The organism is Pseudomonas sp. 22085, from assembly GCF_052045815.1.
Classification (GTDB): domain Bacteria; phylum Pseudomonadota; class Gammaproteobacteria; order Pseudomonadales; family Pseudomonadaceae; genus Aquipseudomonas; species Aquipseudomonas glycinae.
Genome location: NZ_JBQEQA010000006.1, coordinates 227,004 through 249,299 on the forward strand (window position 1 = coordinate 227,004; position 22,296 = coordinate 249,299).

A 22,296-nucleotide genomic window follows, 5' to 3' on the forward strand; every position below is an offset into this window, starting at 1 on the left:
GCCGCAACATCCCGTAAAACCGATGCATGACCTAATCTTCCCTGCAATTGGCCGATTGCGGTTAAAAGCCGGGCTGTGGCTCCTTATCCTTTGGCCTCGGGCCCTCATTCCGTTAAGATAGCCCGCTTTTTCAAGGTGGGAGTCAGGCAGCATGGCGCAGCAGTATCAACCGGGGCAACGCTGGATCAGTGACAGCGAAGCAGAGCTTGGTTTAGGCACCGTTCTGGCACAGGACGGCCGCTTGTTGACCGTGCTTTACCCGGCCACTGGCGAAACTCGCCAGTACGCGCTACGGAATGCGCCCCTCACCCGCGTGCGGTTCTCGCCGGGCGATTCGATCACTCACTTCGAAGGCTGGAAGATGACGGTCCAGCAGGTCGACGACGTCGACGGCCTGATGGTCTACCACGGCCTCAACGCGCAGAACGAAGCGGTCACCCTGCCGGAAACCCAACTGTCGAACTTCATTCAGTTCCGTCTTGCCAGCGACCGTCTGTTCGCCGGCCAGATCGACCCGCTGGCGTGGTTCTCCCTGCGTTATCACACCCTGGAACACACCAGCCGCCAGTTGCAGTCTTCGCTCTGGGGCCTGGGTGGCGTGCGCGCACAACCGATCGCCCACCAGTTGCACATTGCCCGTGAAGTCGCCGACCGCATCGCGCCGCGCGTATTGCTGGCGGACGAAGTGGGTCTGGGCAAGACCATCGAAGCCGGTCTGGTGATCCATCGCCAGCTGCTGTCGGGCCGCGCCAACCGCGTGCTGATCCTCGTACCGGAAAACCTCCAGCACCAATGGCTGGTGGAAATGCGCCGCCGCTTCAACCTGCAGGTCGCGCTGTTCGACGAAGAACGCTTCATCGAAAGCGATGCCACCAACCCGTTCGAAGACACCCAACTGGCCCTGGTGGCACTGGAGTGGCTGGTCGACGATGAAAAGGCGCAGGACGCCCTGTTCGCTGCCGGTTGGGACCTGATGGTGGTCGACGAAGCCCACCACTTGGTGTGGCACGAAGACAAAGTCAGCCCGGAATATTCGCTGGTTGAACAGCTGGCCGAGGTCATTCCCGGCGTGCTGCTGCTCACCGCCACCCCGGAACAACTCGGTCAGGACAGCCACTTCGCCCGTCTGCGCCTGCTCGACCCGAACCGTTTCCATGACCTGGCCGCCTTCCGCGCCGAGAGCGAAAACTATCGCCCGGTGGCCGAAGCCGTTCAGGAGCTGCTGGACAAGGGTCGCCTGTCGCCGGCCGCGCACAAGACCATCCACGGTTTCCTCGGCAACGAAGGTGAAGCCCTGCTCACCGCCGTCAACGATGGCGACACCGAAGCCAGCGCCCGCCTCGTGCGTGAACTGCTCGACCGCCACGGCACCGGCCGCGTGCTGTTCCGTAATACCCGCGCCGCAGTGCAGGGCTTCCCGGAGCGCAAGCTGCACCCGTACCCGCTGCCGTGCCCGGACGAATACCTCGAACTGCCGCTGGGCGAACACGCCGAGCTGTACCCGGAAGTCAGCTTCCAGGCCCAGCCGGACGCCAGCGAAGAAGAACGCTGGTGGAAATTCGACCCGCGCGTCGAGTGGCTGATCGACCAGCTGAAAATGCTCAAGCGCACCAAAGTGCTGGTGATCTGCGCCCACGCCGAAACCGCGATGGACCTGGAAGACGCCCTGCGCGTGCGCTCCGGCATCCCGGCCACGGTGTTCCACGAAGGCATGAATATCCTCGAGCGTGACCGCGCCGCCGCCTACTTCGCCGACGAAGAGTTCGGCGCGCAGGTGCTGATCTGCTCGGAAATCGGCAGTGAAGGTCGCAACTTCCAGTTCGCCCACCACCTGGTGCTGTTCGATCTGCCGTCGCACCCGGACCTGCTGGAGCAGCGGATCGGTCGTCTCGACCGGATCGGCCAGAAGCACATCATCGAACTGCACGTGCCGTACCTGGAAACCAGCCCGCAGGAGCGCCTGTTCCAGTGGTACCACGAAGCGCTGAACGCGTTCCTCAACACCTGCCCGACCGGCAACGCCTTGCAGCATCAGTTCGGACCGCGCCTGCTGCCGCTGCTTGAAGAAGCCGACGACGGCGAGTGGCAAGCGCTGATCGACGAGGCGCGCACCGAGCGCGAACGTCTGGAAGCCGAGCTGCACACCGGTCGCGACCGTCTGCTGGAGCTCAACTCCGGCGGCGCCGGCGAAGGTGAAGCGCTGGTCGAGGCCATCCTCGAGCAGGACGACCAGTTCGCCCTGCCGATCTACATGGAAACCCTGTTCGACGCCTTCGGCATCGACAGCGAAGACCATTCGGAAAACGCCCTGATCCTCAAGCCGAGCGAGAAGATGCTCGACGCCAGCTTCCCGCTGGGCGACGACGAAGGTGTGACCATCACCTACGACCGTAACCAGGCGCTGTCGCGCGAAGACATGCAGTTCATCACCTGGGAACACCCGATGGTGCAAGGCGGCATGGATCTGGTGCTGTCCGGTTCGATGGGCAACACCGCCGTTGCGCTGATCAAGAACAAGGCGCTCAAGCCAGGCACTGTTTTGCTGGAATTGCTCTACGTCAGCGAAGTGGTTGCCCCGCGTTCGCTGCAATTGGGCCGCTACCTGCCGCCGGCCGCCCTGCGCTGCCTGCTCGACGCCAACGGCAACGACCTGTCGTCGCGCGTGGCGTTCGAAACTCTCAACGATCAACTGGAAAGCGTGCCGCGCGCCAGCGCCAACAAGTTCATCCAGGCCCAGCGCGATCAGCTGACGCCACGGATCAACGCCGGTGAAGACAAGGTCACCCCGCGCCACGCCGAGCGTGTGGCCGAGGCCCGCCGCCGTCTGGCAGCCGACACCGACGAAGAACTGGCACGCCTGACCGCGTTGCAGGCGGTCAACCCGACCGTACGCGACAGCGAACTGGACGCCCTGCGCAAGCAGCGTGAACAGGGTCTGGCGATGCTCGACAAAGCGGCGCTGCGACTGGAAGCGATCCGGGTGCTGGTGGCGGGCTAAACCGCCCTGCTCCATCGCCAAAAACGAAAAGGCCCGCAGCGATGCGGGCCTTTTTGTTTGCCTGTCCCCCCCGCCGATCGTTCCCACGCTCCGCGTGGGAATGCCTCAAGGGACGCTCCGCGTTCCAGCTCTCGAATGGGACGCAGAGCGTCCCGGGCTGCATTCCCACGCAGAGCGTGGGAACGATCAGGCGATGCAGGTCATCAAGCGGTAACGGCCTGACTCTGCGGCTCAACCACCGCTACCAGCCCGTCCTTCATCCGCTTGGCATCCCGCACAAAACAGCGTGCCGCGAGGAACAGGAACACCATGGTCAGGAACAGCGCCACCGGGATCAGGTACATCGCATCATGCAGACCGACGGCCTTAAACGCCTCGGTCATCTGCTCGGCGCCCGCCGAGGCCATCGCCGACTTGGCGAAGTGATCCGACAAACCGCCGACCACCACCGGCCCCAGACCACCACCGAGCAAATACAACCCGGCAAAGAACAGCGCCATCGCCGTGGCCCGCAGGCGTGGCTCGACCACGTCCTGAATCGCCGTATACACGCAGGTGTAGAAGTTGTAGGCGAACAGCCAGCCCACGCTGAACACCGCGACAAACACGCCGATCTCGATGCGCCCGGCATGCAGCGCCCACGCCGTGCACAGGGTCGAGATGATCAGGCTGAACGCGGCAAACAGCAGTCGCCCGTTGGCCACCCGCTGGTGAATCTTGTCGGCGATCCAGCCGCCGAGGGTCAGGCCGATCAGCCCGGTCACACCGACGATTACCCCGGTCGCCACCGCCGCGTCCTGCAACGGCATCAGGAAATAACGCTGCAGCATCGGCACCAGGAACGAGTTGCAGGCGTACGTCGCAAAGTTGAAGCACAATCCGGCCATCACCAGCCACAGGAAGGTCGGAATGGCGAGAACCCGACGAATCGGCCTGTCGACTTTCTCCTGGGACACCTGCACGGTTTCCGCCGCGCCACGCTTGGGTTCCTTGATGAAAAACATGAACACCGCCAGCACCAGCCCCGGCACGGCGGCGATGAAAAACGGTGCGCGCCAGCTGTCGAATGCCTTGACCATCCAGCCGATGGTGAAGAAGGCCAGCAGCAGCCCCAGCGGCAGGCCGAGCATGAAAATGCCCATGGCCCGGGCCCGGCGATGGGCCGGGAACAGGTCGCCGATCAGCGAGTTGGCGGCGGGCGCGTAACTGGCTTCACCAATGCCGATGCCCATGCGCACCAGCAGAAAACTCCAGAAACTGCCGACCAGACCGTTAACCGCCGTCAGCGCGCTCCAGGTCGCCAGACCCCAGCCCATCAGTTTGCTGCGCGAACCGGTGTCGGCCATGCGCCCCAGTGGTAAGCCGGCGATCGCATAGACCAGGGTGAACGCAGTGCCGACGATCCCCAGCTGAAAGTCGCTGAGGTGCCATTCCATGCGGATCGGTTCGATGATGATCGCCGGAATGGTGCGGTCGAAGAAGTTGAACAGGTTGGCAAGGAACAGCAGGAACAGAATGCGCCAGGCATTCGCCGCTTGGGTCGAGTTCTGCATGGGTCCGTCTCTTTATTGTTATGAGGGCTTCACTGCCAACGCATCCGAGCCCGGAACCTGCAATCTAGTCACGCTCGTCGGGGCTGTCTGTGATCATTCGCAAGCCTGATGACGGGCCATGGCCGTGTAACGAAACGTAAGCCCTTGAAATGCTTCGAATCCCCCGAAAACCGGGGGTTTTGCGGAAAAATCCGGCAATGAAAAAATACTTTCACGCCCCCCTTCCCAACGCCGTGGCGAAGCCTAGAATGGCCGCCGGATCCGTCCGGTTCCTGCCGATCAACCCCTTTGATATCCCGCCCATGTCCGAAGCCAGTCCGTGTCTGAATTGCGGTGCCTGCTGTTCCCATTTTCGTGTTTCTTTTTTCTGGGGTGAATGCGCATCCTCCGGCGGGACCGTGCCCGATGAACTGGTCACTCAGATCACGCCCAGCCGGGTCGCGATGATCGGTACCGACCGCAAGGCGCCGCGCTGTACCGCGCTGGAGGGCGAAGTCGGAAAAGCCGTGAGCTGCACGATCTACGACAAGCGTTCCAGCCCCTGCCGCGAATTTGAAGCCTCGTGGGAAAACGGCGAACAGAACACCGATTGCGACAAGGCGCGGGCCCGTTTCGGCCTGCCGCCGCTGCAACCGCACTGGAACGAAGTCGCCTGAGTCCAAGCCTTTCAACGCTTAGTGCCAAACGCTATGACGCTAATGCCGAAATCATTAGCGCCAATGTGCCACTACCGCTTGCACGGCAAAAACCGCCTCTATACTGCAACCATTCGCCTGCGTTGATGACGCAGTAAGGACGCACTCAGAGACGGGGCATGCTATGGAGTGGCTTGGTTTGCAGTTTGTTGCCGAGCAGCCGGAGAGCGGGCAGGTCATCCTCAATTGCACACACAATCCCCTGCTGGTGCTGGTGGCCTACCTGGTCGCCTGCGCCGCGAGTTTCGCCACCCTCGACATGGCCGAACGGGTCGCCCACGCTGAAGAGCCCGGCTCGCAGCGGATATGGCGCTGGATCGGTGCCACCTGTCTGGCCGGCGGCATCTGGGCCATGCACTTCATCAGCATGCTGGCGTTCCAGGCGCCGATCGGCATTCAGTACAACCTGCCCGTGACCCTGTTTTCCCTGGTGATCGCGCTACTGGCGTCCTGGCTGGCGATGCATACCCTGAGCACGCCCCAGCCGAGCCTGCTGCAGTACCTCAAGACCGCCATCGTCATTGGTCTGGGCATCGCCGGCATGCACTACGTCGGCATGGCCGCCATCGAATCCGCCGCCTCGGCTTACTACGACCCCACTCTGTTTCTGGCCTCGATCGTGATCGCGATCGGCGCCAGCTTCGCCGCACTGTGGGTGGCCGGTTATCTGCGCGAAGGCAGCGGCCTGCACATCCAGATGCTCAAATACGTGGCGGCGCTGATTCTCGGTGCGGGCATCCTCAGCATGCATTTCACCGGCATGGCGGCGCTGCAACTGGTGCTGCCCGAAGGGCAACTGCCGACCCTGGCGTCGCAAACCAGCCATTTGCAGTTGGGCCTGACCGTCGCGCTGATCACCTTGCTGATTCTTGGCAGCGCCATCAGCGCCGCATTGGCCGACAAGAAGCTGCAGAACAAGGAGCACGATCTGCGCCGGGTCAACGCCTTGCTCAGCCAGCTGGATCAGGCACGCATGTCGCTGCAGCACGTGGCCAACTACGACGCGCTGACCAACCTGATCAACCGGCGTGGATTCAATCAGATCTTCGCCGAAAAACTCAGCCAGAAAACCAGCGAAGGCGGCATGCTGGCAGTGATGTTTCTCGACATCGACCATTTCAAACGCATCAATGACAGCCTCGGCCATGACGCCGGCGACCAGCTGCTCAAAGTCATCGCCCAGCACATCAAGGGCTCGGTGCGCAGCCACGAAGATGTGGTGGCGCGGTTCGGCGGCGACGAGTTCTGCATCCTTATCGGTCTGCGCGACCGCGAAGAGGCACGCAATCTGGCGCAACGCATCATGCTCAAGATGAAGGAGCCGATCGAACTCGCCGGGCGGCGCATGGTGATGACCACCAGCATCGGCATCAGCCTGTTTCCCGAAGACGGGTCCACCTGCGATGAACTGCTCAAGCATGCGGATCTGGCGCTGTACCAGTCCAAGGGCGCCGGGCGCAACGGCGTACACTTCTTCGATTCCAACCTGAAGAATCGCGCCAGCCTCGAACTGCAACTGGAAGAAGAACTGCGCCACGCTCTGCGTCAGGAGAACGGTCTGCTGCTGTATTACCAGCCGATCTTCGAACTCAAGACCGGCAAGGTCACCAAGCTCGAAGCGCTGATCCGCTGGCAGCACCCGGTGCACGGCCTGCTCACCCCGGATCGCTTCATCGCCATCGCCGAAAACAACGGGCTGATTGCCGAGCTCGACAACTGGGTTCTGCGCAAGGCCTGTGAGGACCTTGGCGAACTGTCGCGCCATGGCTGTGAAGAGCTGAAGATCGCCTGGAACTGCTCACCGCTGAATCTGGCCCGGGAAGAACTGGCCAATGAAATCGAGCATGCCTTGCGCAGCGCCGGGGTCGCGCCTGAACGGCTGGAACTGGAAGTCACCGAAAACGCCTTGATGGGCAACATCGCCAACACCCTGGTGTTGTTGCGACAGATCCGCGCCCTCGGCGTGTCACTGTCGATCGACGACTTCGGCACCGGCTATTCGTCGCTGGCCTATCTCAAGCGCTTGCCGCTCAACACCCTGAAGGTCGACCGCTCGTTCATCCTCGACATTCCCAAGGCCACCGCCGACATGGAGATCGTCCAGGCGATCATCGTCATGGCGCACACCCTGCATTTGCAGGTGGTCACCGAAGGCGTCGAAAGCCTGGAGCAATACGAATTCCTCGAGCGCTCGGGCTGCGACTTCATTCAGGGCTACCTGCTCAGCCGCCCGGTGCCACTGGCCGAACTGCGCCCGGTGCTTGAGGAAATCAACCAGCGCAAACACGCGCACGCGGTCAATCCGTTGAGTCTGGCGCGCGGTACATTTGCACCAGTGTCGCTGGATCCTTCTGCAAAAAACCCTGCGCCCCATGCAGGCGCATCAGTTGTGCGGCCAATCCGCTGATCGGCGTGGCCGAGCCGGTTTCCCGGGAAAACTTCACGGCGGTATCCAGATCTTTCAGCAGCGTGCGCACGTGCCACTTCACCGGTTCGAAACGGCTTTCGGCCATTTGCGGGGCAAGAATCTGCAACGGTCTGGAATCGGCAAAGCCACCGGCCAGCGCCTCGGCGATCAGGCTGGCATCAACCCCGGCCTGCTCGGCCAGCGCCACCACTTCGGCGATCACCAGGGCGTTGCAGGCGACGATCATCTGATTGCAGGCCTTGGTCACCTGACCGGCGCCGACGCCGCCCATGTGCGTGACGCGCTGCCCGAGTTCGAGCAATACCGGTCGTACGCGATCAAGATCCGCTGCATCACCGCCCACCATGATCGCCAGACTGCCGGCCTCGGCCCCGACCACCCCGCCGGACACCGGCGAATCGAGCCAGGCCATGCCTGTCTTGTCGGCCAGTTCAGCCGCCATCTCACGGGTCGCCGTCGGTTCGAGGCTGGAAAAATCCACCAGCAACTGACCGGGTTTCGCCCCTTCGGCCACGCCGGCCGGGCCGAACACCACCTCGCGCACCACCGCCGTGTCCGCCAGGCACAGCATCACCACGTCAGCCTGTTCACAGAGTTCAGCGGGAGTCGCCACCTGCCGGGCGCCGGCCTCGACCAGCGGCGCGCACTTGGCCGGGTTGCGGTTCCACACGGTCAGCGGGTAACCGGCGGCCAGCAGACGACGGCACATCGGCAGGCCCATCAGGCCGATTCCGGCAAAACCCAACGAAGGTCGCGTTGACATCATTTAGCCTCCTTTTGATTAAAGATCGCCGAATAATGGCCGATCCATCATCAATCAGGAAAGGATTCCCCCGCGCGGCACTCAGGCCATAACCCTGACGCACGGGCCAAATACGCGCAGAAAAAAGACGCGAGATTCCCATTCCGTGAGGTTCGACGACAGCGGTCGTTGAACCAACCAGTCCAGGTAGATGGCGCTCAATGACTTCTAAAAACAATCCGGCCACTGCGGTATCCGATCTGACTCTGAGCCCTGCGGCGAACAGCCCTGCCCCGATGAAGCCATTGCCCCCCTCGCGCCCGCTGGGCACCCAGCAATACCTGTACTTCACCGAAACCAACACCGACCGCATCCTCGACAACCTCGATGGCTTGCGTGACCTGGTGTTCCCGCGCCCGCCGCACCTGGAAGGCGACAACGAACAGCACAACGATCAGGAATTCCCGTCGGTGTGCCTGATCGGCCTCGGTCGCTGCGGCTCCAACATCGCCCTCGACGTGGCGGAGCTGGTGTACAACGCGCGCAAGTTCTACCTCAACGAATTCAACAACGAGGATCGCGCGGCTGACCGTCGCCTGGCCTCCGACAAAGGCTACAGCCCGGCCCAGTGGATCAAGCAGAATCTGCGGATCGGCCCGAACAAGTCGACCAAACCGGTGTTCCTGGTAGAACCGCTGGTGATGCTCGGCGACCTGGACAAGGACATTGCCGGGCGTATCCGCTTCTCGCGCAAGGGCGAAAAGAGCGGTTTCCTGCGCGACTACAGCAAGATGAAGATCATGGACTTGTCGGAAGTCCACGCCGGTGGTGCCGGTAACGCACCTATTCTCGGCCAGTATCTGGCGAAGATCATCCTGAACAAGGACACCCAGCGCTTCTCCAGCCCTGACTGGAAAATGATCCACTCGTACCTGATCGACAGCTGCGGCATCAAGGCCAACCAGTCGCGCCTGTATTTCTCGATCTTCAGTGCCGGCGGCGGTACCGGTTCGGGCATGGCCTCGGAATTCGGCCTGGCCCAGCAGCACTCGTACATGAACAAGACGTTCGACACCAAGCCGATGGACGAGCACGACGGCAAGAGCGGTCATTCGTTCGTGTTCGAGCCGATCTTCACCAGCGGCATCTGCGTGCTGCCGAACATTTCCGACCACCGCAGCGAAATGTCCGAGGCGCTGCACATCAACGCCGGTCGCCTGCTGTGCAAATACCTGTCGGAAGAATGGGATTTCTCATACAACTTCGCCAACGAAGACAGCAGCGAAGCCAGCGTCATGGGCCGTATCCGCCCATGGAACGCAATGATGCTGATCTCCAACGACATCATGCGTTACGCCGAAGAGAGCGATGACGGCAACATCCAGAACATTGATGTCAATGCGATGGAGAAGCACGCCAACCAGTACATCTCGCAGCAGATCTTCAACATTCTGACGGCCCAGGCGGTTACGACCGACTACGACCAGAACTATTTCCGTCGCGCCGGGATCGACATCGGCGAGACCATTCGCCTGGACGCCAACGACCTGTTCATGAGCCTGGCCGGCCCGGTGGCGATTGCCTATGCAGAATCGGTAGTGCCGGAAACCCCGCCGCCAAGCAGCGACAAGTTCAAGGTGTTCGACAAAGAGCCGCAGCGCCTGAACATCGACGACCTGTTCTTCCGCTCGATCGACCTGCCGCACTTCAACAAAGTGACCCAGGCCATCGAAGGCATCAGCCTGCTGCCGATCGAGTCCAAGCGCTATCGCGCGTCGCTCGAGCAGTACAAGAATTCCGGTTACGACGCGGCCGCGCTGCATGACCTGCACTTTTTCAAGAACTGCTCGTCGGTGGTCTCGATCGTTTCGCTGCCGAAAGACTACAAGCTGTCATACATGGACCTGAACCGGTTGAAGACCCACCTCAACAGCCTGTTCCCCAACACCACGCTCAAGCGTTACGCGCTGGTGATCGGCGCCTCGGCCAACCTGTCGCTGACCACTCTGATCGCCAAGAGCCCGTGCCTGTCGGACGACTTCCTGACGCTGATCGTGGCGTTCATCAAGCGTTGCTTCGCCAAAACCCCATACCGTTTTGACGAGACTCTGGACAACTCGATCCTCGATTTCATCATCCAGGAAGAGTTCGACGAAGACCGCATCGACGACCTGCTCAACGAATTCGAGAACCCGGCAAAGATCCTCGATACCAATTGGTACGCGATCAAGCCGATGTACGAGAAGAAGTACCGCGAACTGATCAACGACAAAGAGAAGTTTGTCTCGATCAATGACATTCGCCTGTCGCGCGATTGCGTGAAGAAGTCGATCAAGTACCTGCGCGAGATCTACCGTCACCGGATAGGCAAGACCAAGGTTATTTCCCTCAATAACCATACTGGCAAGTCTTACTCGGTCTGATCGAAGACCGGGTCGCCCCGATCGCTGGCAAGAGAGCTCCCACAGTTTTCGTGGTGTCCACAATATTCGTGTTCACTTGAACCCTGTGGGAGCTGCGGTGCGACGATTCGACTTGCCAGCGATGAGGCCCCGAAATTCACTGAAGATTTCAGCCTTTCCAACATCCCGAAACAATTAAGCAGCCGTTAGGCTGCTTACTAAACTGTGCCCGTTACGTTTACGTCACCGTTATGCCACCCATGCTTGTGGCATTTCTCTACGGCAACGTGCCATCACGCTACTCCGCTACACACTTTTTGCCGACATGCACTCGCACCAACAAGGTGCAACCCGTCAGGCCGCTGCCCTTTCCTGGACCAGGATCCATGGCCGGACCACCACCGCCCACATCTCGGGATCACGCTCGAAAATATCCAGCGCCCGCGTTTCAGACAGCTTGGCGACCTTGTCTTCGGCCAGCCAGGCGGCGACTTTCTCGCCCTGATCCGACGCCACGGCCTCGGCGACCGCGATCAAATCCAGACCGGGGTCGACCCACAATAGGGCACCCTGGGCGTAGAAGCGCTCCAGCTCTTTCCAGGTAATAGATGCGGTTTCACCAAGCAGCTTGGCATAGAGGGTGCTAGGTTCTTGATTCATGGGGCTGTCCGGAAAAGAAATCGGCGCGAATGATAACGTCGGTGGTTCGGCAGAAAAACCCGGTTGCAAAAGGTCGTACCGAACGAAAAGAGCAGGAACGCCAAGGAATGCTGATGATTGGGCATAAGCCCTCTGAACGTCCCGCCGCAATTCTGTCTTTTTCTTTCATTAAAGCGACACCCTCAGGTTTTGCCCCCTGGCGCCAGCTTCCCAGGCCAACAACCGGCGCTCTACACTGTACCGGTACAGTTGCCGGGGGCTTTTCCGGAGGGTATCGCCTAGATATCTGTCCCGGTTCTGCTGCTACGGCGTCAGGACTCTAAAAAAATACAACAGTAAGAGTGGAGCACTATGACTAAGGCTACTAAGCAGATTTCCAAACTGTTTGCCGCTATGGTTCTGGCCGGGGTTGCCAGCCATTCGTTCGCAGCTGACACCATCAAGATCGGTATCGCCGGCCCTAAAACCGGTCCAGTAGCCCAGTACGGCGACATGCAGTTCAGTGGCGCGAAAATGGCCATCGAACAGATCAACGCCAAAGGCGGCGTCGACGGCAAGAAGCTCGAAGCCGTTGAATACGATGACGCCTGCGATCCGAAACAAGCGGTAGCGGTTGCGAACAAGGTCGTCAACGACGGCGTCAAGTTCGTGGTCGGTCACCTGTGCTCCAGCTCCACCCAGCCTGCTTCGGACATCTACGAAGACGAAGGCGTGATCATGATCACCCCGGCTGCCACCAGCCCGGACATCACCAACCGTGGTTACAAAATGGTCTTCCGCACCATCGGTCTGGACAGCGCCCAAGGCCCTGCCGCCGGTAACTACATCGCCGATCACGTGAAGCCGAAAATCGTCGGCGTGCTGCACGACAAGCAGCAGTACGGTGAAGGCATCGCCACCGCCGTCAAATCCACCCTCGAGAAGAAAGGCACCAAGGTTGCCGTGTTCGAAGGCGTCAACGCCGGCGACAAGGACTTCTCCGCGATCATCGCCAAGCTCAAGCAAGCCAACGTCGACTTCGTCTACTACGGCGGCTACCACCCGGAGCTGGGTCTGATCCTGCGTCAAGCCCAGGAAAAAGGCCTGAAGGCCAAGTTCATGGGTCCGGAAGGCGTGGGTAACGACTCGATCACCCAGATCGCCAAGGACGCGTCCGAAGGCCTGCTGGTGACCCTGCCGAAATCCTTCGACCAGGATCCGGCCAACGTGGCCCTGGCCGATGCATTCAAGGCCAAGAAAGAAGACCCGAGCGGTCCGTTCGTGTTCCCGTCCTACTCGGCAGTTGAAGTGATTGTCGGCGGTATCGCTGCGGCCAAGTCCGAAGACCCTGCCAAAGTGGCTGAAGCCATCCACGCCGGCACCTTCAAGACCCCGACCGGCGACCTGAGCTTCGACGCCAAGGGCGACCTGAAGGACTTCAAATTCGTGGTCTACGAGTGGCACAACGGCAAACCTAAAACCGAAGTGTCGCCTCAGTAAGGCGCTGCCTGACTGACTGCCAATAAAGCCCACGGCGTGCCGTGGGCTTTGTTTTACGAATGTATTGGGCCGCGCTGGCGTGATCCGCCAGTCTCCCCACCTGAAAATCTCAAAACCGTCATCAGCGGTTCGCTGGCAAAACCCGGATTCGAAGTGGATAAAGATCCACGGGACCGGGCGGGAAAATGACTCCACCAGTGAAATGCGTATCAGGTTTTTAGGAGCGCTGTAATGCCTGACATCTATCACTTCTTCCAACAGCTGGTTAACGGCTTGAACGTTGGCAGCATGTATGCCCTGATCGCCATCGGCTACACGATGGTCTACGGCATCATTGGAATGATCAACTTCGCCCACGGCGAGGTGTACATGATCGGTTCCTACGTGGCGTTCATCGCCATCGCCGGGCTGACCATGATGGGACTCGAAAGCGTCCCGCTGTTGATGACCGTGGCGTTTATCGCCAGCATCGTTGTCACCAGTTCCTACGGTTACAGCATCGAACGCATTGCCTACCGCCCGTTGCGCGGCAGCAACCGTCTGATCCCGCTGATTTCCGCGATCGGTATGTCGATCTTCCTGCAGAACACAGTTCTGCTGGCGCAAGACTCCAAGGACAAAGCAATCCCCAACCTGATTCCGGGCAACTTCGCCTTCGGCCCGGGTGGCGCACATGAAGTGCTGATTTCCTACATGCAAATCGTGGTGTTCGTGGTGACCCTGATCGCCATGCTCGGCCTCACGCTGTTCATCTCCCGCTCTCGCCTGGGCCGCGCCTGCCGCGCCTGCGCCGAAGACATCAAGATGGCCAACCTGCTGGGCATCAACACCAACAACATCATCGCCCTGACCTTCGTCATCGGTGCTGCGCTGGCGGCCGTCGCGGCCGTGCTGCTGAGCATGCAATACGGCGTGATCAACCCGAACGCCGGTTTCCTGGTCGGCCTCAAGGCCTTCACCGCCGCGGTACTGGGCGGAATCGGCAGCATCCCCGGCGCCATGCTCGGCGGGCTGGTGCTCGGGGTAGCGGAAGCCTTTGGCGCCGATATCTTCGGCGACCAGTACAAGGACGTCGTGGCTTTCGGCTTGTTGGTTCTGGTGCTGTTGTTCCGTCCGACCGGCATTCTGGGCCGTCCGGAGGTTGAGAAAGTATGACTAGGAATCTTAAACAGGCGCTGTTCAGCGCCTTGCTGGTCTGGGCCGTGGCCTATCCGGTACTGGGTCTGAAACTGACCATCGTCGGTATCAACCTGGAAGTGCACAACACCAGCCCGGCCATTCTGGCGACCATCGCGATCTGCTCGGTGCTGATGTTCCTGCGGGTGCTGTTCAACCAGCAGATCAGCAAGGCGTGGCGTTCGTCGCCGGGCATGCCGCTGATCCCGGCCAAGGCCAGCAACTTCCTGACCCTGCCGACCACCCAGCGTTACTTCATCATCGCGCTGATCATCGGTGCGCTGGTGTGGCCGTTCTTCGGCTCCCGCGGCGCAGTGGATATCGCGACGCTGATCCTGATCTACGTGATGCTCGGCCTGGGCCTGAACATCGTGGTCGGTCTGGCCGGTCTGCTCGACCTGGGTTACGTCGGCTTCTATGCCGTCGGCGCCTACAGCTACGCGTTGCTGTCGCACTACTATGGCCTGAGCTTCTGGATCTGCCTGCCGATTGCCGGCCTGATGGCGGCGACGTTCGGCTTCCTGCTCGGCTTCCCGGTGTTGCGTCTGCGCGGTGACTACCTGGCGATCGTGACCCTCGGCTTCGGGGAAATCATCCGCCTGTTCCTGCGTAACCTGACCGACATCACCGGCGGCCCGAACGGCATCAGCAACATCGAGAAACCGACGTTCTTCGGCCTGACCTTCGAACGCAAGGCTGCGGAAGGCCTGCAAACCTTCCACGAGTATTTCGGCCTGGAATACAACTCGATCAACAAGGTGATCTTCCTGTACCTGGTTGCCCTGCTGCTGGCGCTGGCTGCGCTGTTCATCATCAACCGACTGCTGCGCATGCCGATCGGCCGTGCGTGGGAAGCGCTGCGTGAAGATGAGATCGCCTGCCGCGCGCTGGGTCTCAACCCGACCGTGATCAAGCTGTCGGCGTTCACCCTGGGCGCGAGCTTCGCCGGTTTCGCCGGCAGCTTCTTCGCCGCCCGTCAGGGTCTGGTGACGCCGGAGTCGTTCACCTTCATCGAGTCCGCCATCATCCTCGCCATCGTGGTGCTGGGTGGCATGGGCTCGCAGCTGGGCGTGATTCTCGCGGCCGTGGTGATGATCCTGCTGCCGGAAATGATGCGTGAGTTCAGTGAGTACCGCATGTTGATGTTCGGCGCCCTGATGGTGCTGATGATGATCTGGCGACCTCAAGGCCTGCTGCCCATGCAACGTCCTCACATGGAGCTGCGCAAATGAGCCGCGAGATCCTGAAAGTCGAAAATCTGAGCATGCGCTTCGGCGGCCTGCTGGCGGTCAACGGCGTGGCCCTGACCGTGAAGGAAAAACAGGTGGTGGCACTGATCGGGCCGAACGGCGCCGGCAAGACCACCGTGTTCAACTGCCTGACCGGCTTCTACCAGCCATCGGGCGGCAGCATCCTGCTGGACGGCGAGCCGATCCACGGCCTGCCGGGCCACAAGATCGCCCTCAAAGGCGTGGTGCGCACCTTCCAGAACGTGCGGTTGTTCAAGGACATGACGGCGGTCGAGAACCTGTTGATCGCCCAGCACCGTCACCTGAACACCAACTTCCTGTCCGGCCTGTTCAAGACCCCGGCGTTTCGCAAGAGCGAGCGCGAGGCCATGGAGTTCGCCGAATACTGGCTGGAAAAGGTCAACCTGAAAGAGTTCGCCAACCGCCCCGCCGGCACCCTGGCCTACGGTCAGCAGCGTCGCCTGGAAATCGCCCGCTGCATGATGACCCGTCCGCGGATCCTCATGCTCGACGAACCGGCCGCCGGCCTGAACCCGAAGGAAACCGAAGACCTCAAGGCGCTGATCAGCGTGCTGCGTGAAGAGCACAACGTGACCGTGCTGCTGATCGAACACGACATGAAACTGGTCATGAGCATTTCCGACCACATCGTCGTGATCAACCAGGGCACGCCCCTGGCCAACGGTACGCCGGAACAGATCCGCGACAATCCTGAAGTGATCAAAGCCTACCTGGGGGAAGCGTAAATGCTGCAGTTCGAAAACGTTTCCACCTTCTACGGCAAGATCCAGGCCCTGCACAGTGTCAACGTCGAAGTCCGCCAGGGCGAGATCGTGACCCTGATCGGCGCCAACGGTGCCGGCAAGTCCACCCTGCTGATGACGCTCTGCGGTTCGCCGCAGGCCCATAGCGGCAGCATCCGCTACATGGGTGAGGAACTGGTCGGCCAGGACTCGTCGCAGATCATGCGCAAGAGCATCGCCGTGGTGCCGGAAGGTCGTCGGGTGTTTGCCCGTCTGACCGTCGAAGAAAATCTGTCCATGGGCGGATTCTTCACCGACAAGGGCGACTATCAGGAACAGATGGACAAGGTTCTCGGACTTTTCCCACGCCTGAAAGAACGCTTCAACCAGCGCGGCGGCACCATGTCCGGCGGCGAACAGCAAATGCTCGCCATCGGCCGTGCGCTGATGAGCAAGCCCAAACTGCTGTTGCTCGACGAGCCGTCGCTGGGCCTGGCACCGATCATCATCCAGCAGATCTTCGACATCATCGAACAACTGCGCAAGGACGGTGTGACGGTGTTCCTGGTCGAACAGAACGCCAACCAGGCGCTGAAAATCGCTGACCGTGCGTACGTTCTGGAGAACGGCCGGGTGGTGATGCAAGGCACCGGCGAAGCGCTGCTGACCGACCCGAAAGTGCGCGAGGCGTACCTCGGCGGTTGATGGATCGCTTCAAACAGAAAACGGCCTTCGGGCCGTTTTTTTGTGCCCGGCAAAAAATCTTTTATCGATCGCTGTAACGCATCCCCAAGTCGTTTCTCTAGTAGGGCAAGCAAGCGCAATCGCTTGTTCAAACCCAAGTTCAAACCGGAGAAACATCATGACTGCTACCACCCGCACCCTGTCCGCCACCGCCCTGGTTCTGGCCCTCGGTTCCGCTCTGAGCATCGCTGCCGTCTCCACCGCCCACGCCGCTGACGACAACATGGAAAAATGCTTCGGCGTGGCCATGAAAGGCAAGAACGATTGCGCCGCAGGCGCGGGCACCACCTGTGCCGGCACCGCGAAAATGGATCATCAGGCCAACGCCTGGAAACTGGTTCCGAAAGGCACCTGCACCACCACCGAAAGCAAAACCTCGCCGACCGGTTTCGGTCAGCTCGAAGCGTTCAAAGCCAAGTCCTGATCCGGGAGCCGCCCGAGTGTCGATCATGAGCACATCCTGCGACCATGCCTTGCGCCGCACTCGGGCAGCCCTCACCGGGCTCCCGTCCCGTGCCGGGCTGGGGCTCAAGAGCGAGCACTTCAGCGAAGTGCTCGCTTCACGTCCGGACATCGGTTTCTTCGAAGTCCACGCCGAAAACTACATGGTGGCCGGCGGACCGTTTCATCATTTTCTGGGCTTGATTCGCGAGGCGTATCCGCTGTCGCTGCATGGCGTCGGGCTGTCCATCGGGGCCGAAGGCCCGCTGGATGTTCAGCACCTCAAACGCCTGGCGGCGCTGATCGAGCGCTATCAACCCCACTCCTTTTCCGAACACCTGGCCTGGTCGAGCCACGGCCCGGTGTTCCTCAATGACTTGTTGCCCCTGGCCTACGACAGGCCGACGCTGAACCGCGTCTGCGACCACATCGATCAGGTACAGCACACCCTCAAGCGCCAGATGCTGCTGGAGAACCCGGCGACCTATCTGGCGTTCCAGCGCTCGACCATCGACGAAGCGGATTTCATCCGTGAAGTCATCCGGCGCACTGGCTGCGGGCTGTTGCTGGACGTGAACAATGTCTACGTCTCGTGCATCAACCATCAACGCGATCCCCTGGCTTACCTCGATGCACTGCCACTGCACGCGGTGGGCGAAATTCATCTGGCAGGTTTTGCTGAAGATTCCGACAGCCTCGGTGATCGCTTGCTGATTGACGATCACGGCGCGCCTATCGATCAAGCCGTCTGGTCGCTGTACCGGAAAGCGCTGGAACGTGTCGGCCCGGTGGCGACGCTGATCGAACGGGACAATCAGGTGCCGGCCTTCAACGTGCTGTTGGCCGAAGCGCATCAGGCCGATGAGCTGTTGCTGTGCGCGGGAGGTCGGCCATGAGCACTCAAGCCGCATTCAGCGCAGCGTTGCTCGATATGGACCTGCCCTGCCCCGACGGTTTGTGCAGCGCCAACGGTGCCGACCCGGCCAGCCGTTTCGCGGTGTACCGCAACAATGTTCAGAGCTCGTTGATCAACGCACTGGCCGACAGTTATCCCGTGGTGGTGCAGTTGGTGGGGGACGAATTCTTCCGGGCCATGGCCGGAGTTTTCGTACAAAGCCATCCACCACACAGTCCGTTGATGAGTGACTACGGCGGTGAGCTGGCGGACTTCATCAGCGGCTTCGAACCTGCTGCGAGTGTTCCCTATCTGGCCGACGTCGCAAGGCTGGAACGCTTGCGCACGCTGGCCTACCACGCGGCCGATGCTTTGCCTCTGAGTCAGGAGCGGATCGCTGCTGTGTTTGCAGATGCCGATGCGCTGAATGAATTGCGCATCGGCCTGCACCCTTCGCTGCATCTGCTCGATTCAAACTTCGCCGTAGTGGACATCTGGGCCGCGCATCAGCACGACGCGACGCTGGCCGGGATCAATCTGCATCACGCCCAACACGCGCTGATCCTGCGCAATGGACTGGAAGTCGAGGTGTTCTCCGTGGATCGCGGCGCCAGCCAGTTCATTCGCCAGCTCAAGGCCGGCCTGTCACTCACGCAGGCGCTGGAATCCGCCGAGGCCTTCGACCTCAGCCAGACCCTCGCCCTGCTGATCAGTCGCCAAGTCATCACACATTTCCACCCAAAGGTGTCGTCATGAACAGCCTCATTGCCCGCGCCATCGTGCTGCTGGAAAAAATCCCCCACAGCCTGATCGCTTTCATCGCGCGTTTTTCCATCGCAGCGGTGTTCTGGAAATCCGGGCAGACCAAGATCGAAGGACTGGCCGTCGACCTGATCGATGGCACCTTCGAGTTAGGCTGGCCGCGTCTGGCCGACTCGACGATTCCACTGTTCAAGAGCGAATACCACGTGCCGCTGCTGGCGCCGGAAATCGCCGCGCATCTGGCGGCGTTTGCCGAGCACTTCTTTCCGGTTCTGATCCTGATCGGCTTCGCCACACGGTTTTCGGCGCTGGCGTTGCTGGGCATGACCCTGACCATTCAGCTGTTCGTGTACCCGGATGCCTACCCGACCCACGGCACCTGGATGGCGGTGTTGCTGTACTTGATGGCGACCGGGCCGGGCAAACTGTCGATCGATCACCTGATCGCCAGGTACTACAACCGGTCCAGCGCCTCGCCGCTGAGCTTGAACCAGCCGATCAGGTAATCCGCCAGTACCTGGGTGCGTTTCGGTAGACCGCCCTGATACGGGTGCACCAGATACATCGGCATGCGCCGGGTCTGAAAATCACGCAGGAGCCAGCGCAATCGGCCGTCAGCCAATTCTGCCTGCAACAGGTAGGACGGCAGGCGAGCAATGCCGGCGCCGGCCAGTGCGGCTTTCTTCAACAGGTTGTAGTGATTGCTGGCGAACGGCCCCGACACCCGCACCCGCAGCAGTTCGTGCTGCTGGTGATAGAGCCATTCCTCGCGACCGCTGTAGTGACTGTTGAGCAGGCAACGGTGTTCAGCCAGCGCCTGCGGCGTCAGCGGTTCGCCAAAGCGCTCCAGATATTCAGGGCTGGCGCAGGTCATTTCCTGCCAGGCCAGCAGCGGCTTGGCCACCAGTCGCTCGTCATTGGCCACCTCGGTGCGGATCGCCAGATCGAAACCGTCGCGGGACAGCTCGCGGTAGCTGTTGTTCAGCTCCAGTTCGATCTGTACCTCGGGGTATTTCTGCGAGAAATCCAGCAGCAAACCGTCGAAGAAGGTTTCCCCCAGCGACACCGGAACGGTCATACGCACCGGGCCAGCCATGTCGTCCTTCAATCGCGCCAATGCCTGACGCGCTCGCTCCACCTGGACTACCAGCGCCTGAGCCTGCGGCAACAACGCCGCACCGGCCGCCGTCAGGCTCAGCCGACGCGTGGTGCGTTGCAGCAACACCACGGAAAACCGCGCCTCCAACTGACTGATGCGCTTGGACAATTGCCCCTTGCTGCACCCCAATTGCTGCGCCGCCAGGGTAAAACTCCCCGCCTCGATCAACACCGCGAACGCCGCCAGATCATCCATTTCGCTCATGGATTGTTTCCATTTGAAAACCAAAGGTTGCCCATTAGTGCGCTTATCCGCAGAAAAAACCACTCTAGACTGAAACCTCGTTCAATCAATTGAGGCAATCACGATGAAAATTCTGTTGATCGGCGCGGGCGGCACCATCGGTTCGGCCGTGGACAAAGAACTGTCGCAGCGTCATGAAGTCATTCGTATCGGTCGCAGCAGCGGCGATTTCCAGGTGGATATCAGCGACAGCGCATCGATCCGCAAGCTGTTCGAACAGACCGGCAAGTTTGACGCGCTGGTCTGCGCCGCCGGCAACGTGACCTTCGCCCCGCTGGGTGAAATGACCGAAGACAGCTTCGCCCTCGGCCTGAAAGACAAGTTGATGGGCCAGGTCAATCTGCTGCTGATCGGCCGCGAATTCGCCAACGACGGCGCATCGTTCACCTTCACCACCGGCGTGCTCAGCCACGACCCGATCCGCAGCGGCGCCTCTGCTGCACTGGTCAACGGCGCGCTGGACAGCTTCGTCCGCGCCGCCGCCATCGAGCTGCCGCGCGGTCTGCGCGTGAACTCGATCAGCCCGACCGTGCTGGTCGAAGCCATGGGCAGCTACGCCCCGTACTTCCGCGGCTACAAGCCGGTTCCTGCGGCGGATGTGGCGTTGGCCTACGCCAAAAGTGTCGAAGGCTTGCAGACAGGTCAGACGTTTCACGTGGGTTGAAAAACTTCGGCTTGCGACGCTGGGTCAGCGTCGCATCAAGGTGTCAAAGGCTCCAGCAGCGTCGGCACCAGATTTCTGGCGACCTCACGCGGCACGCCTATCCTCAGGCCCGGCCCGCGGACCACCGATCCAACCATCGCGCTCGACACTTGAATGCCATTGATGGATACCTGCAGGAGCTTGTGCATTCCCTCAGTCGTCGCCCGCTCCAGGCGACGCTGTGCATCCGGGCTCAAGGTGACATTGAGCTCGACCGTTTGCGGATTCGGATCATCGATTCGTTTGAGCTCGAGGCTCATTTCGGAGAAATCCGCCGCTGATGAAAAAGCAATTTCTGCCGCCACCGACGGAAATGAAGCCATCAATGCCAGTACTGCCAATAGCACCCTGCCTGATCCTTTCATACAAAACCTCGCGCATCCAAAAGGCGGACAAGGTACTGCCAAATACCTTTCGCCCCGACTTCCAAAGTTAAGCCAAATGTTTCCGGTACATGGCAGGTCCAACTCATGGTTGTGATCAGCGGCCAGCCTGCGTAACGTGGCGGCACTTGTCTGGAGAGCCAAAGATGCGTGTTGCCCGTTCCCTGATTGTTGTTGCCCTGCTCCCGTTGTTTGCCGCGTGCCAATTGTTCGACGGTGCGCGGGAAAGCGCCTCCCACGTCGGCCAGACGCGGATGCAGGGGCAACTGACCGCTGCCGACGGCAAACTGGTGTTTCAGGCCTGCGGCGAGCAGCGTCAGTACGTGGTCAATGACATCGGCGGCACCAGCGTCCTGCAAGAGGCCGCCACCCTGGCCGATCAGCAGGGCAAGCTGTTCGCCGACGTGCGCGGGAAGATCGCCGGCGACCGCCTCGACCTGACCCAGCTCTATCGCGTCGAACGCTCCGGCACTGCCTGCGACGATCCCAACTTCAAACAGCTGATCCTGCGCGCCGCCGGCCATGGCCCGGAATGGAACGTCAAGGTCAGCGGCAAGGGCCTGGTCATCGACCGCGAAGGCCAGCCACCGCTCGCCGTGCCTTACGTCGAAGAGCAATTGGGCGATGGCCGTTTCAATCTCAGCAGCGAAGCCAACAACCAGCGCATCGAGTTGTGGGTCGCGCCGCAGCGTTGCGTCGACACCAGCACCGGCAGCGTGCAGCACATGAGCGCCGAGTTGCGTATCGACGGCCAGGTACAGCGCGGTTGCGGGTATTTCGGCGGTTCGCGTAACGACTGATCGTTTTACCCTCACGGGATCCGGCGGATGCGGCTTATAA

Annotated in this window: 20 protein-coding genes; 15 read left to right on the top strand and 5 right to left on the bottom strand. The window is 61.0% G+C overall.

Features of this window, described 5'->3' with window-relative positions; all coding sequences use genetic code 11:
* The first annotated feature begins 151 nt into the window (after positions 1–151).
* The gene (rapA, locus tag ACTJK7_RS09465; protein ID WP_085748196.1) at positions 152–2,998 is read left to right on the top strand and encodes an RNA polymerase-associated protein RapA; all 2,847 of its coding nucleotides are present in this window, start codon (positions 152–154) and stop codon (positions 2,996–2,998) included.
* Positions 2,999–3,201: 203 nt separating this feature from the next.
* On the opposite strand, the gene ACTJK7_RS09470 is transcribed toward rapA, so the two are convergent.
* Positions 3,202–4,551, bottom strand: a complete 1,350-nt coding sequence (locus ACTJK7_RS09470) for a spinster family MFS transporter (protein ID WP_236196127.1) — start codon at positions 4,549–4,551, stop codon at positions 3,202–3,204.
* Between the two features lie 302 nt (positions 4,552–4,853).
* Between ACTJK7_RS09470 and ACTJK7_RS09475 the strand changes: the two genes are divergently transcribed.
* Positions 4,854–5,207, top strand: coding sequence for a YkgJ family cysteine cluster protein (locus ACTJK7_RS09475; RefSeq protein WP_108563651.1), 354 nt, complete (start codon positions 4,854–4,856; stop codon positions 5,205–5,207).
* 163 nt (positions 5,208–5,370) lie between these two features.
* The gene (locus ACTJK7_RS09480) at positions 5,371–7,653 is read left to right on the top strand and encodes a putative bifunctional diguanylate cyclase/phosphodiesterase (protein ID WP_440780743.1); all 2,283 of its coding nucleotides are present in this window, start codon (positions 5,371–5,373) and stop codon (positions 7,651–7,653) included.
* Here the strand turns inward: ACTJK7_RS09480 and ACTJK7_RS09485 are convergent.
* Entirely contained in the window at positions 7,544–8,440 is an 897-nt protein-coding gene (locus ACTJK7_RS09485) for an NAD(P)-dependent oxidoreductase (protein WP_190241492.1), read from the bottom strand. The genes ACTJK7_RS09480 and ACTJK7_RS09485 overlap by 110 nt on opposite strands.
* Before the next feature lie 197 nt (positions 8,441–8,637).
* Between ACTJK7_RS09485 and ACTJK7_RS09490 the strand changes: the two genes are divergently transcribed.
* The gene (locus ACTJK7_RS09490; protein ID WP_011332804.1) at positions 8,638–10,839 is read left to right on the top strand and encodes a hypothetical protein; all 2,202 of its coding nucleotides are present in this window, start codon (positions 8,638–8,640) and stop codon (positions 10,837–10,839) included.
* A gap of 333 nt (positions 10,840–11,172) precedes the next feature.
* Here ACTJK7_RS09490 and ACTJK7_RS09495 read toward each other — a convergent pair whose 3' ends face one another.
* Positions 11,173–11,478, bottom strand: a complete 306-nt coding sequence (locus tag ACTJK7_RS09495) for a DUF2288 domain-containing protein (RefSeq protein WP_085655640.1) — start codon at positions 11,476–11,478, stop codon at positions 11,173–11,175.
* A gap of 351 nt (positions 11,479–11,829) precedes the next feature.
* Between ACTJK7_RS09495 and ACTJK7_RS09500 the strand changes: the two genes are divergently transcribed.
* The 9 genes from ACTJK7_RS09500 to ACTJK7_RS09540 all read left to right on the top strand — a co-directional run bounded on the left by ACTJK7_RS09500 (position 11,830) and on the right by ACTJK7_RS09540 (position 19,474).
* The gene (locus tag ACTJK7_RS09500) at positions 11,830–12,957 is read left to right on the top strand and encodes a branched-chain amino acid ABC transporter substrate-binding protein (RefSeq protein WP_064382946.1); all 1,128 of its coding nucleotides are present in this window, start codon (positions 11,830–11,832) and stop codon (positions 12,955–12,957) included.
* A 231-nt stretch (positions 12,958–13,188) separates the two neighbouring features.
* Positions 13,189–14,112, top strand: coding sequence for a high-affinity branched-chain amino acid ABC transporter permease LivH (gene livH / locus ACTJK7_RS09505; RefSeq protein WP_007959165.1), 924 nt, complete (start codon positions 13,189–13,191; stop codon positions 14,110–14,112).
* Positions 14,109–15,365: a high-affinity branched-chain amino acid ABC transporter permease LivM gene (locus ACTJK7_RS09510; protein ID WP_064382945.1), complete on the top strand. Its 1,257-nt coding sequence runs from the start codon at positions 14,109–14,111 to the stop codon at positions 15,363–15,365. The genes livH and ACTJK7_RS09510 overlap by 4 nt, the downstream gene beginning before the upstream one ends.
* Positions 15,362–16,129: a high-affinity branched-chain amino acid ABC transporter ATP-binding protein LivG gene (gene livG, locus ACTJK7_RS09515; RefSeq protein ID WP_064382944.1), complete on the top strand. Its 768-nt coding sequence runs from the start codon at positions 15,362–15,364 to the stop codon at positions 16,127–16,129. The genes ACTJK7_RS09510 and livG overlap by 4 nt, the downstream gene beginning before the upstream one ends.
* Positions 16,130–16,831, top strand: a complete 702-nt coding sequence (locus ACTJK7_RS09520) for an ABC transporter ATP-binding protein (protein WP_003222380.1) — start codon at positions 16,130–16,132, stop codon at positions 16,829–16,831.
* A 157-nt stretch (positions 16,832–16,988) separates the two neighbouring features.
* A complete protein-coding gene (locus ACTJK7_RS09525) occupies positions 16,989–17,294 on the top strand; it encodes a BufA1 family periplasmic bufferin-type metallophore (protein WP_011332799.1) in 306 nt (101 codons plus the stop codon).
* Between the two features lie 25 nt (positions 17,295–17,319).
* Positions 17,320–18,207, top strand: a complete 888-nt coding sequence (gene bufB, locus ACTJK7_RS09530) for an MNIO family bufferin maturase (RefSeq protein WP_085655644.1) — start codon at positions 17,320–17,322, stop codon at positions 18,205–18,207.
* Positions 18,204–18,962 carry an HvfC/BufC N-terminal domain-containing protein gene (locus ACTJK7_RS09535; RefSeq protein ID WP_108559918.1) on the top strand — a complete coding sequence of 253 codons (759 nt, stop codon included), beginning with the start codon at positions 18,204–18,206 and terminating at the stop codon, positions 18,960–18,962. The genes bufB and ACTJK7_RS09535 overlap by 4 nt, the downstream gene beginning before the upstream one ends.
* Positions 18,959–19,474 carry a DoxX family protein gene (locus ACTJK7_RS09540; protein WP_108559916.1) on the top strand — a complete coding sequence of 172 codons (516 nt, stop codon included), beginning with the start codon at positions 18,959–18,961 and terminating at the stop codon, positions 19,472–19,474. The genes ACTJK7_RS09535 and ACTJK7_RS09540 overlap by 4 nt, the downstream gene beginning before the upstream one ends.
* Here ACTJK7_RS09540 and ACTJK7_RS09545 read toward each other — a convergent pair.
* Positions 19,423–20,331: a LysR family transcriptional regulator gene (locus ACTJK7_RS09545; RefSeq protein ID WP_064382941.1), complete on the bottom strand. Its 909-nt coding sequence runs from the start codon at positions 20,329–20,331 to the stop codon at positions 19,423–19,425. The genes ACTJK7_RS09540 and ACTJK7_RS09545 overlap by 52 nt on opposite strands.
* Positions 20,332–20,434: 103 nt before the next feature.
* On the opposite strand from ACTJK7_RS09545, the gene ACTJK7_RS09550 reads away from it, so the two are divergent.
* Positions 20,435–21,034 carry a short chain dehydrogenase gene (locus tag ACTJK7_RS09550; RefSeq protein ID WP_007959150.1) on the top strand — a complete coding sequence of 200 codons (600 nt, stop codon included), beginning with the start codon at positions 20,435–20,437 and terminating at the stop codon, positions 21,032–21,034.
* Between the two features lie 35 nt (positions 21,035–21,069).
* Here the strand turns inward: ACTJK7_RS09550 and ACTJK7_RS09555 are convergent, their stop codons facing one another.
* The gene (locus ACTJK7_RS09555) at positions 21,070–21,438 is read right to left on the bottom strand and encodes a hypothetical protein (protein ID WP_064382940.1); all 369 of its coding nucleotides are present in this window, start codon (positions 21,436–21,438) and stop codon (positions 21,070–21,072) included.
* Positions 21,439–21,602: 164 nt separating this feature from the next.
* On the opposite strand from ACTJK7_RS09555, the gene ACTJK7_RS09560 reads away from it, so the two are divergent.
* Complete coding sequence (locus ACTJK7_RS09560) at positions 21,603–22,256, top strand: COG3650 family protein (RefSeq protein ID WP_064382939.1); 654 nt, start codon at positions 21,603–21,605, stop codon at positions 22,254–22,256.
* Positions 22,257–22,296 lie beyond the last annotated feature (40 nt).